This is a genomic window from Sporosarcina pasteurii (assembly GCF_041295575.1).
Lineage (GTDB): Bacteria > Bacillota > Bacilli > Bacillales_A > Planococcaceae > Sporosarcina > Sporosarcina pasteurii.
On the sequence record NZ_CP160452.1, the window covers coordinates 1,414,266 to 1,431,353 of the forward strand.

Annotated in this window: 19 protein-coding genes; 12 read left to right on the top strand and 7 right to left on the bottom strand. The window is 37.5% G+C overall.

Features of this window, described 5'->3' with window-relative positions; all coding sequences use genetic code 11:
- Window positions 1-7 precede the first annotated feature (7 nt).
- The 3 genes from AB1H92_RS06445 to AB1H92_RS06455 form a co-directional block, all read right to left on the bottom strand.
- Window positions 8-421, bottom strand: a complete 414-nt coding sequence (locus AB1H92_RS06445) for a hypothetical protein (RefSeq protein WP_115361359.1) — start codon at window positions 419-421, stop codon at window positions 8-10.
- A 157-nt stretch (window positions 422-578) separates the two neighbouring features.
- Window positions 579-2,072 carry a peptide MFS transporter gene (locus AB1H92_RS06450; RefSeq protein ID WP_115361357.1) on the bottom strand — a complete coding sequence of 498 codons (1,494 nt, stop codon included), beginning with the start codon at window positions 2,070-2,072 and terminating at the stop codon, window positions 579-581.
- Between the two features lie 392 nt (window positions 2,073-2,464).
- Window positions 2,465-2,728 (bottom strand): PepSY domain-containing protein, encoded by a 264-nt coding sequence (locus AB1H92_RS06455; protein WP_208407983.1) that lies wholly within the window; start codon window positions 2,726-2,728, stop codon window positions 2,465-2,467.
- A 438-nt stretch (window positions 2,729-3,166) separates the two neighbouring features.
- Here AB1H92_RS06455 and ahpC point away from each other — a divergent pair, with 438 nt between their 5' ends.
- Window positions 3,167-3,736: an alkyl hydroperoxide reductase subunit C gene (gene ahpC, locus AB1H92_RS06460; protein ID WP_115361354.1), complete on the top strand. Its 570-nt coding sequence runs from the start codon at window positions 3,167-3,169 to the stop codon at window positions 3,734-3,736.
- 213 nt (window positions 3,737-3,949) lie between these two features.
- Entirely contained in the window at window positions 3,950-5,479 is a 1,530-nt protein-coding gene (gene ahpF / locus AB1H92_RS06465) for an alkyl hydroperoxide reductase subunit F (RefSeq protein ID WP_256594308.1), read from the top strand.
- A gap of 33 nt (window positions 5,480-5,512) precedes the next feature.
- Here the strand turns inward: ahpF and AB1H92_RS06470 are convergent, their stop codons facing one another.
- From AB1H92_RS06470 to AB1H92_RS06480, 3 genes are read right to left on the bottom strand one after another with little or no spacing between them, the layout of a single operon-like run.
- Window positions 5,513-6,361, bottom strand: a complete 849-nt coding sequence (locus AB1H92_RS06470; RefSeq protein ID WP_243835738.1) for an ABC transporter permease — start codon at window positions 6,359-6,361, stop codon at window positions 5,513-5,515.
- Window positions 6,362-6,366: 5 nt separating this feature from the next.
- Window positions 6,367-7,092 (bottom strand): ABC transporter ATP-binding protein, encoded by a 726-nt coding sequence (locus AB1H92_RS06475; RefSeq protein WP_311157228.1) that lies wholly within the window; start codon window positions 7,090-7,092, stop codon window positions 6,367-6,369.
- Window positions 7,093-7,105: 13 nt separating this feature from the next.
- Window positions 7,106-7,300 carry an ATP-binding cassette domain-containing protein gene (locus AB1H92_RS06480; protein ID WP_311157227.1) on the bottom strand — a complete coding sequence of 65 codons (195 nt, stop codon included), beginning with the start codon at window positions 7,298-7,300 and terminating at the stop codon, window positions 7,106-7,108.
- 281 nt (window positions 7,301-7,581) lie between these two features.
- On the opposite strand from AB1H92_RS06480, the gene AB1H92_RS06485 reads away from it, so the two are divergent.
- The 9 genes from AB1H92_RS06485 to AB1H92_RS06525 all read left to right on the top strand — a co-directional run bounded on the left by AB1H92_RS06485 (window position 7,582) and on the right by AB1H92_RS06525 (window position 15,497).
- Entirely contained in the window at window positions 7,582-9,468 is a 1,887-nt protein-coding gene (locus tag AB1H92_RS06485) for an ABC-F family ATP-binding cassette domain-containing protein (protein WP_115361350.1), read from the top strand.
- Between the two features lie 13 nt (window positions 9,469-9,481).
- Window positions 9,482-9,739, top strand: a complete 258-nt coding sequence (locus tag AB1H92_RS06490) for a NifU N-terminal domain-containing protein (protein ID WP_166739489.1) — start codon at window positions 9,482-9,484, stop codon at window positions 9,737-9,739.
- Between the two features lie 19 nt (window positions 9,740-9,758).
- Window positions 9,759-10,892 (top strand): conserved virulence factor C family protein, encoded by a 1,134-nt coding sequence (locus AB1H92_RS06495; protein ID WP_115361346.1) that lies wholly within the window; start codon window positions 9,759-9,761, stop codon window positions 10,890-10,892.
- A 215-nt stretch (window positions 10,893-11,107) separates the two neighbouring features.
- Window positions 11,108-11,533 (top strand): hypothetical protein, encoded by a 426-nt coding sequence (locus AB1H92_RS06500; RefSeq protein WP_115361344.1) that lies wholly within the window; start codon window positions 11,108-11,110, stop codon window positions 11,531-11,533.
- A 142-nt stretch (window positions 11,534-11,675) separates the two neighbouring features.
- Complete coding sequence (locus AB1H92_RS06505; RefSeq protein WP_115361342.1) at window positions 11,676-12,113, top strand: BrxA/BrxB family bacilliredoxin; 438 nt, start codon at window positions 11,676-11,678, stop codon at window positions 12,111-12,113.
- 71 nt (window positions 12,114-12,184) lie between these two features.
- A complete protein-coding gene (locus AB1H92_RS06510) occupies window positions 12,185-12,892 on the top strand; it encodes a class I SAM-dependent methyltransferase (RefSeq protein ID WP_243835740.1) in 708 nt (235 codons plus the stop codon).
- 390 nt (window positions 12,893-13,282) lie between these two features.
- A complete protein-coding gene (locus AB1H92_RS06515) occupies window positions 13,283-13,867 on the top strand; it encodes a YpjP family protein (RefSeq protein WP_115361338.1) in 585 nt (194 codons plus the stop codon).
- A gap of 191 nt (window positions 13,868-14,058) precedes the next feature.
- Entirely contained in the window at window positions 14,059-15,000 is a 942-nt protein-coding gene (locus tag AB1H92_RS06520) for a thymidylate synthase (RefSeq protein WP_115361336.1), read from the top strand.
- A gap of 14 nt (window positions 15,001-15,014) precedes the next feature.
- Entirely contained in the window at window positions 15,015-15,497 is a 483-nt protein-coding gene (locus tag AB1H92_RS06525) for a dihydrofolate reductase (protein ID WP_115361334.1), read from the top strand.
- A 29-nt stretch (window positions 15,498-15,526) separates the two neighbouring features.
- Here the strand turns inward: AB1H92_RS06525 and AB1H92_RS06530 are convergent, their stop codons facing one another.
- Entirely contained in the window at window positions 15,527-16,162 is a 636-nt protein-coding gene (locus AB1H92_RS06530; RefSeq protein WP_115361332.1) for a hemolysin III family protein, read from the bottom strand.
- A gap of 72 nt (window positions 16,163-16,234) precedes the next feature.
- On the opposite strand from AB1H92_RS06530, the gene AB1H92_RS06535 reads away from it, so the two are divergent.
- On the top strand, window positions 16,235-17,080 hold the full coding sequence (locus tag AB1H92_RS06535) for a DegV family protein (protein ID WP_115364088.1): 846 nt from the start codon (window positions 16,235-16,237) through the stop codon (window positions 17,078-17,080).
- Window positions 17,081-17,088 lie beyond the last annotated feature (8 nt).

The following is a 17,088-nucleotide window of genomic DNA, read 5'->3' on the forward strand; positions in this document are numbered from 1 at the left end:
GAACAACTTATGATATCCCTAAATCACGCGTCTTTTGAAAAAGAATAAAAGCAATGACTAATTCGATAATTGCCAGGATGAGAAAGAAAATTCCCATACTAAGTATTGTAGGGATGACTAAAAATAAAAGCAATGAAGCTGCGAGAAGCTGGCCAGGTATAATTCTTTTGAATACCGAATAAATCTCGAGTAGTATGCTGAGTATGAATAGCATCCATATTAAAAAGGGGGCATGTAAGAGTATTGGGGTAGGGTTGAAAAATAGATCAATCGTTAATCCTACCATCATGATAAGAAGAACGAATCCAATTGTTGTGAAAAAGAAGGATTGTTTACTACGACTTTTCTTCATTACATTAAAAGATAAATAGGTAGCAATCATATTTAACAACAAGGCTGTAAAAATAAAATTTTTTACCATGGGCATTCACCTTTCTTTTATGAATACTGTTATAAGTAGTACCCTAATTTTATGGAATTGAACGTTCTTTTTATACAATATCTTTGATAAATGATAAAAGAGTACATATTTGCTTACGTATTTTTGGGTAAGCAATATGTACTCTTTGAAATATAAATTAATGAACGCCTTTCATAAAACGTGAAATAATGGGTGATACGGCGAACAATATAAGGCTTAATCCTATCGCAGCCCCACCAATAATTCCAAAATAAAGCATTTCTGTCTCAGCAGAATACAATTTAACAATTTGTGCGTTCAATGCTTGGGCAGCAGCGTTTGATAAAAACCATAAACTCATCGTTTGCGCCGAAAATGCTGCCGGTGCAAGTTTTGTTGTTGCAGATAAGCCAACAGGTGACAGACATAATTCACCTAGTACTAAGATGAAGATACTTAGCACTAGCCATAATGGACTTACTAGTGCATCTGTACCGCTGAAATAACCAGGTACTAAAATGACAATAAATGATAAACCTGCAAACAATAAGCCGAGCGAGAATTTACGCGGAATCGATGGTTGACGGTTTCCAAGTTTCACCCAAAGCCATGCAAAGATAGGCGCTAACAAGATAATAAATAATGGGTTAAAAGATTGGAAAAAAGCAGGGGAGATTTGTATTCCTAAAAAGTTAAGATTCGTTCTTGTATCTGCGTAAAGTGCTAAAATTGTTGAACCTTGTTCTGCAATCGCCCAAAACATAACAGACGCTAAAAATAGCGGTATGTAAGCAATAATTCGTGAACGTTCTTCGTCATTCGTTTTAGAACTTTTATACATAACAATAAAATAAGACGTTGGAATTAGGAATCCTAGAATTCCTACTATTAAAATAAACGATTCAAAAGTTAACCATCCAAGTGGAATTAACACACTCATTAAAACGATAACAACGAATGCTCCAATTCCAAGGCGAGTGTAAACTTTTTTCTTTTCTTCTGGATTCAAAGGATTTGCAGGTTGTAGCCCTGCTAAACCAAGATTCTTTTTCTTTGTAAGGTTAAATAAGACTAGCCCTAAAAACATACCTACTGCGGCGATTCCGAATCCTAGATGGAAATTATACTTCATGCCAACTTCTCCAACGATAAGTGGTGCTAAGAAACCGCCCATGTTAATTCCCATGTAAAAGATGCTGAATCCTGAATCACGACGGTTATCTTTTTTAGCATAAATATCGCCGACTAAGCTGGAAACGTTAGGTTTTAATAAACCAGTACCAAGAACGATTAACACCATCGAAACGAAGAATAGCGTTAAACTGCCAGGAATTGCAAGGGCGATATGTCCCAGCATAATCAGTATGCCGCCATAGAATACAGCTTTAGAAGTACCGAAAATTCGGTCTGCTAACCAGCCACCTATGATACCAGACATATAAACGAGTGATCCATAAATCGACATAATAGAAAGCGCTAATGGTTGACTAAGACCGAGTCCGCCTTTTGTAACTTCGTAGTACATATAAAAGACAAGAATTGCACGCATCCCGTAATAGGAAAAACGTTCCCAGAATTCCGTAAAGAATAATGTGAACAATCCTTTAGGATGTCCGAAGAAACCTTTTTGCGGAACACTGTCCACGATTTCTTGCTTTGTTAATTTTGACACTTTTAATACCCTCCTTATGATTGTTTTATAATACAACCAAACCTTTTCAATTGTCAAAAATAACTTCAGCATATTAAAGATGTTGTACTATAAGGATTCTTGTTCCTATTTAGTTAGTAATAACTTTTGTAATATATTAATAAAGACATATCGTTGTACGATTGGTCAGAAGAAATAGATTAAATCATAGGGCAATCATTAACATGGTAGTTGAGAAAAAAGAGGTTAGTTGAGAAAGGGGAGTTGACTAGAAGTACTAGAAAGCGTAAGCAGATTTTAGTGCTCTTTTACAGAAAGAAAAGGGAGCTTGTCTTTCGATTTTGCTGGCATATGTTTTTGCTGGTAAAAAATGTCAGCCCTCTTACCTAAAAAGGATAAGAAAGCTGACTCCCTTAATCTTGATGCATTTTTATAATTCTTCCAGTTTCCGCATCGATTTCAAATTCATATTTAATGCCTTGTCTACTGATGATATCAACCTCATAGACAAACGCTCCATTATCTGTATCCAATTCCACTTTTACAACTTCACCAGGAATTTGTTCAAGTGCTATGGCCATTGCATCGTCAATTGAAATGCGGCTATAACGACTATACTGATTTGGTTGCCTTTGTGCTTGCCAATGAGGATTATAACCATACCAATGATTTGTCAAAATGATCTTCTCCTTTGTCATGATGCGTACCATTCATATCTTATTCAACAGCTAAAGGATTGTGCATATTTGATAAATCCTCCTATTAATAAGGAAGCGAAACTAAAATGACTAGAAGATGGCTGATAGATGTTCATTATTCGATTGGGAATAGTGCATGTTAATTGAGAATACAAATTCTATCCATTACAATAGAATATAACGTATTGCTTACTTAACTAGTATTAAGAATGAGCTATCAAATCGAAATTTGTAAGCGAGAATAAAATACATAAGTGTTATTGTTGACAAACAGCGAATTGTATATGATAATGAATTTGTAATTAGAATTATTATAGTTAAGCAATAGTGATTACATAAGAATTATTATTGTCTGTTTAGGCGTTTATCCTTTTGCCTAAACTAACTATAGTAAAAATCATTTAGGAGGAATTGTTTATGTCACAAATTGGTAAAACAGTAGAAGAATTTAAAGCTTCAGCTTATAACGCAGGTAACGGAGAGTTTATCGATGTTTCGGAAGAAAACTTCAAAGGAAAGTGGAGCGTTGTTTGTTTCTACCCAGCAGACTTCACGTTTGTGTGCCCGACTGAACTTGAAGATCTTCAAAATCAATATGCAACTTTAAAAGAGCTTGATGTAGAAGTATACTCTGTTTCAACAGATACTCACTTTACACATAAAGCATGGCATGATCATTCAGACGCAATTAGCAAAATCGAATACATCATGATTGGCGACCCATCACAAAAAATCTCACGTAGCTTCGACGTACTAGACGAAGAGACAGGCCTTGCACAACGTGGTACATTCATTATTGACCCAGATGGCGTTGTACAAGCTGCAGAAATTAACGCTGATGGAATCGGCCGTGACGCAAGCACACTTGTAGGTAAAATCAAAGCTGCACAATACGTGCGTAATAATCCAGGTGAAGTTTGCCCAGCTAAATGGGAAGAAGGCGCAGAAACACTTAAGCCTAGCCTAGACCTAGTAGGAAAAATCTAAATTGAAAAGTGGGGGATACCCCCACTTTTTTTATAGCTTTCGATGAATGTCCCAAATTTTGAAAGGGTAAGATAGCGACGATTGTGGGATTTAATGAGTCTTAAATTCAATTCAAAATTTGGTGCATTGTTAATTTGCGACGTAAGCAAAATGATGGTTCGCAAACAATCGAATTTATGTTTAATGAAGATTATGTTAAGGAGTTTGATGAACTTGTTAGATAAAGATATTAAAGCGCAATTGGCCCAGTATCTTGAAATGATGGAAGGCGACGTACTCTTAAAGATTAGCGCTGGTACAGATAAGGTTTCAAATGAAATGATCGCATTAGTAGAAGAATTAGCTTCTATGTCATCTCATATTAAAGTAGAGAAAGCAGAATTAGAAAGAACGCCAAGCTTTAGCGTTAACCGTGTAGGTGAAGAAACTGGTGTTACATTTGCCGGTATTCCACTTGGCCATGAATTTACATCATTAGTTCTAGCTTTATTACAAGTAAGTGGTCGTGCACCAAGAGTCGATGAAAAAGTCATTGAACAAGTGAAAAATCTTGAAGGTGAATATCATTTTGAATCATACATTAGCTTAAGCTGTCAAAACTGTCCGGAAGTTGTCCAAGCGTTAAACGTAATGAGCGTGTTAAACCCGAACATAACACATACGATGATTGACGGTGCAGTGTTTAAAGAAGAAGTAGAAAGCAAAAATGTGATGGCCGTTCCAACAGTATTCTTAAATGGTGAGTCATTCTCAAGCGGACGCCAGTCAATCGAAGAAATTCTCGCCAAATTGGGCAGTGGACCCGACGCGTCCGAGTTTGAAAATAAAGAACCATTCGACGTTCTCGTTGTTGGGGGCGGTCCTGCAGGTGCAAGTGCCGCAATCTATGCAGCGCGTAAAGGCGTTCGGACAGGCATTGTAGCAGATCGTTTTGGTGGCCAAATTTTAGATACTGCAACGATTGAGAACTTTATTAGTGTAAATCGTACGGAAGGTCCAAAGCTTGCAGCAAGCCTTGAAGAACACGTTAAAGATTATGAGATTGAAGTAATGAATTTACAAACAGCTACCGGATTAGAGAAGAAAGATTTGTTCGAAATTGAGCTCGAAAATGGTGCAGTACTCAAGAGTAAGTCTGTGATTCTTTCAACAGGCGCTAGCTGGCGTAACGTAGGCGTCCCAGGAGAAGCAGAATTTAGAAATAAAGGTGTTGCCTACTGTCCACACTGTGACGGACCGCTTTTTGAAGGAAAAGATATTGCTGTCATTGGCGGCGGAAACTCAGGTATCGAGGCGGCTATTGACCTTGCAGGAATTGTCAACCATGTAACGGTACTTGAGTTTGCTTCGGAGCTAAAAGCCGATTCAGTTTTACAAGATCGACTTTATAAACTTCCAAACGTTACTGTTGTAAAAAATGCACAAACGAAAGAAATTACTGGGACGGATAGCGTAAACGGCATTACATACATTGACCGCGATACAAATGAAGAACACCATATCGAATTAGCAGGTGTCTTCGTTCAAATCGGTCTTGTGCCAAACACAAATTGGTTGGGCAATGCAGTCGAGCGTAATAACTTTGGTGAAATTATCGTCGACAAACGCGGTGCAACAAACGTACCAGGCGTATTTGGGGCTGGAGACTGTACGGATAGCGCCTATAAACAAATTATCATTTCAATGGGATCAGGTGCAACTGCAGCTTTAAGTGCGTACGATTATCTCGGTAAAACTGAATAATGAACAAAAGTGTAGTCTAGTCACAATGCTAGGCTACACTTTTTTGCGCATGAGGATTAATGAAAGACAAGAAAACAAAATTGTCGTGCCAATTAAGTAATACACGCTCCATAGGCTTTGGATTAGTACACCGTCCACTCGATAATGAACACCCATACCCAATTGGAAAGATTCTTTCATGTCACTGGGGGCTTGTGCAAAAGCATCAAGCATTGGAGACTCCATCAAAATTTGGCGGAAAAGGGATGCTGAATGTGATACAGGAAATAATTTTACTATCGTTTGTAAATAATCTGGCAATGTACCTATCGGAATATAAATTCCCGCTAAAAAGCCGAGAAGTGTCCCAAGCACTGTACTGGCCGCTGCAAAAGCATTTGAAGTTTTAAAAAAAGAGACAACAAAAAGCACCATGGCACTACTTGAAAGAACAGATAATACAATCACGCCAGTCAATAAAAGCATATCTGACAATGTGGTCTGTGATTCTCCAATAGAAATAAAGAATAAATTTGCTGCAAGCAATGTCAATAAACACATGACGAAACCAATGAATAAAGCGCTAATAATGTATCCGCCTACTAGCTTAGCTCTTGAAATCGGTGAAGCATAAAAATCCATATATCGTTTATTTGCTCGATCTTCAACTAAAATACCGAATGCGCCTAATGTCGTGGTCATCGATGTAATCGCCAATACACCTGCGAGAAACCATGAATGCAATAATGATTTCTTTGAAGGAAAATCAGGGAGCCCCTTCGATGTCACATCACCTAAAAAGAAGACGTATAAGCCAATAAGAATGATAACGGCAAGCATCGAAAAGAAAACAGACGTCTTATCCCTGAAGTATAATAAAATATTACGCTTTGTAAACGCCATTATCATCATTCACCTTTTTCCTTTGTAATCTCTAGAAAGACATCGTCTAAGCTAGACTTTTTCACTTCAAATGAAGCAATGTATTCTTTATATTTTATTAATAAAGGAATTGCACACAATGTATCATTTAATGGAATGATAAAAAGAGTCTTATCTTCTATGAATTGAATACTAGTTTGTTTAAGAATTTCTTTAAAGTTTACTGGATCAATCGGTGTAATAAAAAGTGAATCTGTTGAGTAGTCATTTTTTAATTGTTCGGGTGTGCCCTTTACAATAATTTTTCCTTTATCCATCACAACAACATAATCAGAGTTGGCTGCTTCCTCAATATAATGTGTCGTTAGAAAAACAGTCATTTTTGTTTCTCTTTGAAGTTGTAAAACAGTATTCCATAAACTTTTTCGGCTTTCTGCATCTAACCCTGTCGTTGGTTCATCCAAAATTAAAATAGAAGGCGTGTGGAGAAGGGCCCGTGCAATATCAGTACGTCGTCGTTCACCCCCAGATAATTTACCATATGGTCTGTCGAGAAATGATTGTAGACGAGTTAAAGTGGCTACTCTTTGAATCGCTTCTTCCAATTCCTTTTTGGACATGCCATATAAGGCACCGCGAGCCTTCAAGTTTTCATTGACGGTTAACAATGGATCCAGTAAGCTATCTTGAAAGACAACCCCAATTTCTCGGCGTATCCGTTCATCCTCTTTGCCGACCGTAAATCCTTTCACCTTTACCTCGCCTTTACCTCGCCTTTACCTCGCCTTTATCATGTTTTAACAAGGTTAATAAAATAGAAATTGTTGTTGATTTTCCAGCTCCATTCGTTCCTAAAAACGAAAAAAGCGTACCTTCTTCAACGTGAAAGCTAATGTTTTTAACAGCTTGCACGTTCCCAAAGAATTTTGTTAAGCCATTTACTTCAATAATTTTTGTCATCCATGCACCTCATTTTATGATGAAGGGTTGATTTAATATGTTCTATAATATCAATCACCTTCATCACTTTTGTATGATAGATTTAGTTAAATTGTACCATTCACATACATTTACGCAATAACTACTGGATTAATTTAACATCTATATTTGTTGTTAAGTAGAGAGAGATTGAATTAGGAGTATAATAACTGTCATCTGCATGAAATGAGCGAAGTCGTTCAAATACGCTCTTATTTCAGTTATAATAGAAATATGTATGTTTTAGAAATGGAAGTGAATCAATGAGTCAATTGATCGTTGAAAATTTGTCCCATACGATTGGGGCGAAAACTTTATTTAAAGAAATTGCTTTTACGATTACAAGCGGAGAGAAAGTAGGGCTAATTGGTATCAATGGCACAGGTAAATCTACCTTACTGTCGATACTAGCTGGACTGGATGATGCCGATTCAATCACAATGGAACATCCCAATGATTACCGCATTGTTTATTTACCGCAAGAGCCTGAAGTTGACCCTGAACTAACTGTGTTAGAAACGGTGTTTAAAAGTGATGCACCTTTAATTCAGATGAACTTAGCTTATGAATATGCGGTACAAGCACTTACGGAAGACCCCGCTAACGAAGAAAACCAAAAGCAATTTGAAATCGTTCAAAATAAAATGGACACAAACGGAGGATGGGACTTAAACTCACAAGCGAGAACCATTTTAACACGTCTGGGGATTACGACATTCGATAAAAAAATGGGTGAGTTATCAGGCGGGCAACAAAAAAGGGTTGCACTCGCAAAAGTACTGATTGAACCATCTGATTTATTATTATTAGATGAACCGACAAACCATTTAGACGTTGAATCTATCACTTGGCTCCAAGATTACTTAATGAACGAACAAGCAGCGGTCATTTTCGTCACGCATGACCGGTATTTTTTAGATGCTGTTTCAACACATATTTATGAATTGGCTGATCAACAACTTTATGCACATGCCGGTAATTACGGCGATTTTATTGAAGCCAAGGCATTGCGTGAAGAAATGCAAGCGGCGACAGAGAGTAAATTACAAAATCGTTTCCGTGCCGAATTAAAATGGATAAAGCGTGGGGCTCGGGCAAGATCGACAAAACAAAAAGCGAGAATTGGACGCTTTGAAGAACTGAAAGAACAAGTGAAAAAAGACAATGTCAATGATGAAATGGATGCGAACTTGAAGACCACACGACTTGGTAGAAAAGTGATTGAAGCAACAAATCTCTCTAAGTCATTTGGCGATAAAAAAATCATTGATAACTTTTCCTGTTTACTCCAATCTGGAGACCGTATAGCTATCGTAGGTCCTAACGGAGTGGGAAAAACAACATTACTCAATTTGTTTTCCGGTGAAATTACTTCAGATACTGGAGAGTTGGAAATAGGTTCTACAGTAAAAATTGCTCATTTCCATCAGCATATTCCCAAAATGGATGACCACAAAAGAATGATAGAATATATTCGTGAAACATCAAATGATATTGAAGATGCGAATGGCCAACGCATTTCGGCTTCTCAAATGCTTGAGAGATTTTTATTCCCGTCGCGTGTTCACGGCACACTCATTGAAAAGTTATCCGGTGGTGAAAGAAAACGACTGTATTTATTAAAGTTGTTAATGGAACAACCGAATGTTCTTTTATTAGATGAGCCAACGAATGACCTAGACATAGAAACATTATCTATTTTGGAAGATTTTATTGAAACATTTCCAGGTGTCGTGTTAACTATTTCTCATGACCGATTCTTTTTAGACCGAACTTCATCTAAACTTTGGATTCTAGATGGTACAGGTAAAGTTATTATACAAGACGGAATTTATACAGATTATTTAGAAACGCTAAATCAACCTGAAGAAATACCAGAGAAAGCACAAGAAGTAGCCCCTGAGAGAGTTAAGAAAACAGTCCCAAAGAAAAGAATGTCATATATGGAAAAGAAAGAATGGGACACAATTGAACTAGAAATTGAGACAGTTGAAACGAAAATCGAAGAGATTGAAGCAGAAATGGAGTCAGCAGGCGCTGATTACGATAAACTAAGAGAACTGACCATTCAATTAGAAGAGAAGACAGCAGAGTATGAAAGATTATTTGAACGTTGGTCATATTTACAAGAATTACAGGAAAATATGTAGGAGGAATTTTTACATGAAAATTACATCAATTGAAAGAACACCAAATCCAAACTCCATGAGGATTGTTTTTGATACTGAACTACCGGCAGGGACAAGTTACAATTATAAAAAAAGTGATGCAGACAATGCGATAGAACCAGCTGCATCTATGTTAAAAGTTAACGGTGTTGAAGGTATTTATCACGTAATGAACTTTATGGCCGTAGAAAGAAACGGAGACGTTGACTGGGATGTCATCATTCCAGAAATAGAAAAAGCCATCGACAAATAATCATGAGGAGGACTTTCAATTGAAAATCATTACGATTGAACCAACGCCGAGTCCAAACTCGATGAAAATTGTTTTGAATACAGAATTACCAGCTGGTACAAGTTACAATTATAAAAAAAGTGATGCGGAAACTGCACCGCATCCGATGTCTGACTTGCTCCAAGTAAATGGAGTGCGCGGCATTTATCATGTCATGAACTTTATGGCGGTAGAACGCGCAGGAAATGTTCCATGGGAAGCCATTTTAGCCGATATCCAAAAAATTATTAATGACGATGAAAAAGTAGAACATGCAACGACAGAAGAACCTGTAGATGACAAATACGGGGAAGTTTACGTCCATGTACAAACGTATAAAGACATACCGTTGCAAGTAAAAGTGTTTGATAGTGCATCAGAAGCACGTTTTGGATTAAGTGATCGTTTTGTAAAGGCAATGGAAGTTGTCCATAGTTCCGAAGTAGAAAACTACATTTTACTTCGAAAGTGGGCAGATTACGGGATTCGCTACGGCGAGAAAGAAGAGATTGGAGAAATTGTAGTCCAAGAAATTGAAGCTGCTTATCCAGAGGTACGATTGCAAGAAATTATTGAGCAATCGAAAGAAGGAATAGATGAACAGATTGAGCGCGGCCGAAAAGTATCTCTAGACGAATTCCAAGTAGATGAATGGGAGAAGCGTTTCCAATTGCTTGATCAAATGCCAGACCCTGACATGTCAGATGCTCCGCTCTTAGATGTGGCGCTCGATGATGAAAAAATGTCTATCCGTAGACTAGCAACTGTCTATCTTGGTATGATTGAAGATAAAGCAGTTGTTCCGTATATTGAAAAGGCACTAAAAGATAAAAGCTGGGCAGTAAGACGAACAGCAGGGGATTGCATGAGTGACCTTGGTTTTGAAGAGTTTGAGGATGCAGCAATTGAGCTACTCCAAGACCGTAACAAACTTGTACGTTGGCGTGCAGCGATGTTTTTATTTGAAACAGGTACTGAAAAGGCATTGCCTGCTTTAAGAGAAGCGGAAAATGATACAGAATTCGAAGTGAAACTTCAGGTTCGCATGGCGATTGCAAGAATTGCTGAAGGAGAAGAAGCACAAGGGTCGATCTGGAGACAGATGACTGAACTGCGTACGGGTGCAAAAGAATAATTTTAGCGCTTTATGAGATGAAACTGCGATTCGCTTACAAATGTGAGTGAATCGCAGTTTGTTTTTATGAGATTCAATATACAAGTCAACTTCTAGATTTTAAAATAGTTTACATAATAATGTTATGGATAGCTACGCGAAACTAAAACATCTTTAAAACGTCTGTATAAAACATAGGATGATTTATTATCTATTTTGAAAGGAAGTTACACAATTTGAGGTTTATTAAATTTTTATTTAAAACGGTCATCATTATGGCTGTGTTGGGCGTAGGAGTTTACTTTATTGGTAAGCATTTTTTATCTGCGAAAGTTGCGGATGTCGTTACAGAGGAACTTGAAAATAGCGGCCAATTAGACGAGGCGAGACGATTCGTTGATCAAACACCTGAATTAAAGCAAATGCTTGAAAGTAGTGCGAATGTTGACGCAAATACATTACCTTTTACTACAAAAGAAGAAGCTGTTCAAACAGTTGTTAAAAAAGTGGGCATTCGCGAATTGCAATCTATCCAAAGTCGATATGAAAATGGGATGTCACCAGCAGAGCAAGTTCAACTGATACGTGAGCTTGAAGGGAAATTAACGGCTGATGAAGCAACTGCTTTAAAATATATTATATATAACGAATTGTATAAGTAAATAAGAAGCCCACAACGGAACTGCTCGTTTATTCATAGAATCTGGAATCAGATATCGATTTTTAAGATAGTTCACTTTAAATTCAAATTGAAACATGTATGATATTAGTAAAGCATTGCTGATTTTGAAAGGAGAATTATTTATGAACGCATATGAAGAATTTATGCAAGGTGTTTACAAACCGATGCGAGAACATTTAGTTTCTGCCGGTTTTACAGAATTAACGACAGCGGAAGACGTACAAGGAAAGATGGACTCCATAGAAGGTTCAGCCTTAATCGTCATTAACTCAGTTTGTGGATGTGCTGCGGGGCAAGCGCGTCCGGCTGTAATTGAAGCATTACAGGAGATAGAACATCAACCCACACATCTATTTACTGTATTTGCGGGTCAAGATAAAGAAGCAACGGAAAAGATGCGTGAATATTTCCCTGAAGTACCGCCAAGTTCACCATCAATTGCACTTTGGAAAGACGGTGCCTTAGCGTATTTTATCCCAAGAGAAGAAATTGAAATTAATCAGATGGAAACGATTAAAGAGCATCTAGTAGGAGTGTTGAAACAATTCATAACGGCGTAAATACAATTATTACGACAGGCGGGCGACCAGATGATGTATCCCGTAAATTAGCGTTGGATGCTTCGACGAAATTGCACTATAAGTTTGTAGAACGAAATAAGCGCTCGATTGTACGAATGCAAAAAGACTATAATAGTGCAGTTTTAGTAGCGGGACATAATCGATTTGAATTGTATCGACAAGAGATGAAGAAGCCTTTTTTCTTTCATCCCAACTCAGCTGCATACCGCATGAAAAGATTATTAAAAGGCGGTACTGACCCGCTGATTGATGTTTCGGAATTGAAGGAAGGAGACTCGTTCCTCGATTGTACGCTCGGACTTGCTTCGGATAGCATTATTGCTAGTTTTGCAGTAGGAGAAAACGGTCGAGTTTTAGGGCTAGAAGGAGACAAGGACATTGCGTTTATCGTGGAAAAAGGGCTACAAACATTTCCTACTTCATTAGAAGAAATGCACGATGCAATGCGGAGAGTCGTAGTGAAACAAATAAATGCTATCTCATTTTTAGAAAATGAACAGGATTGTAGCTGGGATGTCGTGTATATCGACCCAATGTTTAGCGCGCCGATAGATGAATCTTCTAATTTCACGCCATTACGACAAGTAGGCTTATTAGCTCAACTAAGTGAAAAGTGGATTGAAGAAGCTTACCGTGTTTGCAAACGACGTGTCATTGTAAAAGAACATTTTAATTCTCCGGTTTTTGAACAGTTTAAATTTCAACAGATTGTGAGACCAAACACAAAGTTTCATTTTGGTTATCTGTCGAAGGTATGAAGAAAGGCTATCTTACTTTGATAAACAAAGCGAGATAGCCTTTTTGTATTGCTTTAGGCGCTAAGTATTGGGGTATAAGCGGGGTACATTCTGCGGCGAAGATCGCCACGCTATCTACCAGTCTTATCCCAGTCGCATAAATCGCCTTCAGCTCTTCTTAAATTAATGCGTGAAGCTTAGTGAGCATAGGTAAGCTAGTAGACCAAGTAAACCAATACCCATTAGTAGTGAAACATCCATCTGTAAAACCTCCTTCAAAAAAGGCAATACATCTTTATAGTTTTATTGTACAATGAATAATAGAAAGAAGAAACCTTTTTGAAGAAGTTTCGTTACTATATATGACAAAGTTTGCTAGAATTTACATAATTAAAGGTGGGGGGTGCTTGAATGAGGTGGCTTCAAAAGTTATTAATTGTAACAGTAGCATTTCTAACGTTAGGCATTATTACGCCGACCCACGACATTTGGAATGGCCTTCAAGATAAAGGAAATACAAGGCAAGTTGGTCCATCTGTACAGTCGGACGAAGAATACTTTGAGTTTACCGAACCGACGAGAGAAGAAGAGACACCTTCTATAGAAGATGTGTTTATTGTAAAAGCTCATGAGTTGTCATATGAAAAATTCGGCTCAAAAATTGGTCCAGTTATTGGTGAAGAGTTTGATAAAGTGATTTTTCCAAAAATTGACGAAGTCATTCGCATGACGTTAAATGATTCTATCGAAACACAGATAGAACAACTAGCGATTAGCGAAAAGCCTGCAGGTAATTATTCAGAAAAGATTTTTAATGTGTACGACAAGGACGAAGGGAAAAATTTGATTCTCTTTCATGTTAGAACAGACAAGCGACCGCAAGATGGATACTTTTTTAACTTCCATTATCACTTAGCGGATGATAATTATACAAAACATTATACGATAGGCGATATATATTGGTCGAAAAACACGCCTCCTAAATGGTTATCATAACATTTGGGAGGTTTTTTTATTCGCATTCTGACTCGCAAAAATTTTTTGAGCAAATAAAGATAAGCGTTTTTGCCTTATCTATTCAGTATAGATTATTCTAACTGATGAATACATCCTAATATTTGAGTGATTTTGTTTCATAAGACACTAGATTGTTGTTATACTAAATTTAATTGTTAGGAGGATTTATCATGAAACAGTATTTAGAACTTTGTCAGTATGTATTAGATAACGGGACGCAAAAAGGAGATCGTACAGGAACAGGTACGATTAGCACATTTGGCTATCAAATGCGTTTTGATTTACAAAAAGGATTTCCGTTATTAACGACGAAAAAGACAGCATTTCGTTTAATTACCTCAGAATTATTATGGTTTTTAAAAGGAGATACAAATGTTAGGACATTGATTCAGGAACGAAACCCGATTTGGGATGAGTGGGCGTTCGAACAATGGGTAAACAGTGAAGAGTACACAGGGCCAGATATGACGGATTTTGGTCTGCGCGCAACAAAAGATGATGAGTTTGCAAAAGTGTATAAACAAGAAATGGATGCATTTAAACAGCGTGTTGTTGAAGATCAAGCATTTGCAAATAAATATGCAGATCTTGGCCCAGTTTACGGGAAACAATGGCGTTCATGGGCAACAGAAAATGGCACGATTGACCAAATTAAAAATGTGATTGATAGTATTAAAAATAATCCGAATTCACGCCGTCATATTGTAACAGCATGGAACCCAGCAGAAGTTGATGATATGGCATTACCGCCATGTCATGCATTATTCCAATTTTACGTAGCAGATGGAAAGCTATCCTGCCAACTATATCAGCGAAGTGCTGACATTTTCTTAGGGGTACCGTTTAACATCGCTTCATATGCGCTGTTAATTCATTTAATCGCATTGGAGTGCGAATTAGAAGTTGGAGAATTTATCCATACGCTAGGGGATGCACATATTTATTCAAACCATGTAGAGCAAGTAAAAGAACAATTACAGCGCGAACCGAAAACATTACCAACGTTACGAGTGAATATTGAGGGGAAATCCATTTTTGACTTAGAAACGAAAGATATTTCTGTCGAAGGTTATGATCCGCACCCTAGAATTAAAGCGCCGATTGCTGTTTAAAAGGAGATAATATGATGATTTCATTAATGGTTGCACATGACCCTGATCGAGTGATAGGGCTAAATAATGATTTGCCATGGCATATCCCAGAAGACCTGAAGTATTTCAAAGAAAAAACGATGGGAAAAGCGATGGTAATGGGGAGAAAAACGTATGAGTCGATTGGACGTCCTTTACCAGGTAGGCTAAGCATTGTTGTTACGCGAAATAAGTCTTATTCGGCTGAAGGCGTTGTCGTTGCGCATGATTTAGACGAAGCCATTCAAAAAGCGAAAGAATATGCGGATGAAGTGATGATCATTGGCGGTGCTGAAATATTTAAGCTTATGATGGACATTGCGGACAGATTATATATTACAGAGGTACATGAACATTTTAAAGGAGATACATTTTTTCCGGAGTATACCGATGGTTGGAGACTAACAGACAAGTCAGAAGTGATGACTTCAATAAATGGGACAACCTTTTCATATTTAATTTATGATAAAGAAAAATAAAAGAGGGGACAATAGCGCCCTCTCTTTTTTTAAGTATATAACAAGACGCTAAAGTACATACAAGCGCATCCTGCGATTACGAAGAAATGCCATATTGCATGGTTATAAGGGATTCTTCTCCATGCATAAAAGATTGAACCAATTGTGTAAAATAAACCGCCACTAAGCAACAATAGAAATCCTGGAATTGTAATACTATGGATGAGTGGTTTTATGGCGATTAAAATAAGCCACCCCATGATGATATAAAAAGCAAGTGAAACAAATTCAAAGCGATGAATAAAAAACACTTTGAATACAATTCCGAGGATGGCAAATCCCCAAATGACACCAAATAATGACCAACCGAGGGCACCTTGGATGGAAATTAGTAAAAATGGTGTATACGTTCCGGCAATCAATATATATATTGCGGAATGATCGAGAATTGAAAACATTTTTTTGAATTTCACAGGCATACTATGGAGGAGCGTACTCATAAGAAAGAGCAGAAGCATTGACACACCAAATATTGTATAACTGACAAGCTCGAGAGCAGTTCCTGCCTCGACCCCTTTCAGTACTAACAGGACGAATGCGGGTATTGTTAAAATAAATCCGAACCCGTGGGTGATTGCATTCCATAGTTCTTCTCTTTCTGTCTTATAATCAAACGCAGTATTCATATGAACAACCTCCTGCCTAACATTATACAAATATATCTATAAGAAGACCACTTTTTTGAGAGGTGCATTTTGTTGAAATCTATTTATATTGTGACGGACTCAACAGCTGATTTGAATGAACAAGAGATTGAAAAGTATGGTATCCATGTCGTGCCATTAACCATTCAAATTGACAATGAAACGTTTATTGATGGTGTTGACGTCAGACCGGATGAGTTTTTAAATTTAATGGCGAATGCCGAGGAACTGCCAAAAAGTTCACAGCCGGCAGCAGGTGTCTTTAAAGAGTTATATGATGAACTTGGAAAAGACGGAAGCGAAATTATTTCAATACATATGACAGGCGGCATGAGTGGTACGGTGAAGTCAGCTGAGACAGCAGCGAATATGTCAGATGCTTCAGTAACCGTTATCGATTCGATGTACATTTCCCATGCTTTATCGTTTCAAGTAATTGAGGCTGCTAAAATGGCACAAGAAGGGCATTCGGTTGATGAGATTGTGAATCGACTCCAAATAATTCGTAAACAAACAGCCCTTTACGTTGTTGTGGATAAGCTCGATAACTTAGTAAAAGGCGGAAGAATTGGGAAAGGTCGAGCAATGATTGGATCATTATTAAATATTAAACCTATTGCCACCTTACAAGATGGTGTATATACGCCAGTGGCACAAGTAAGAAGTCATCGACAAGTAGTCAAACATTTATTTAAAGCGTTTACTGAGCAAACCACTGGGAAAATAATACGTAAAGTCGGAATTTCACATGCCAACGGTCTTGCAATGGCCGAACCGTTAAAGAAAATGATTGAAGAAACAGGTATAAAAGACGTTGCGCTTACGTTCACAACCCCAATTATTAGTACACATACGGGTGAAGGTGCCATTGGTTTTATGTTTTACACAGAGGTCGAATAACTAAAAAG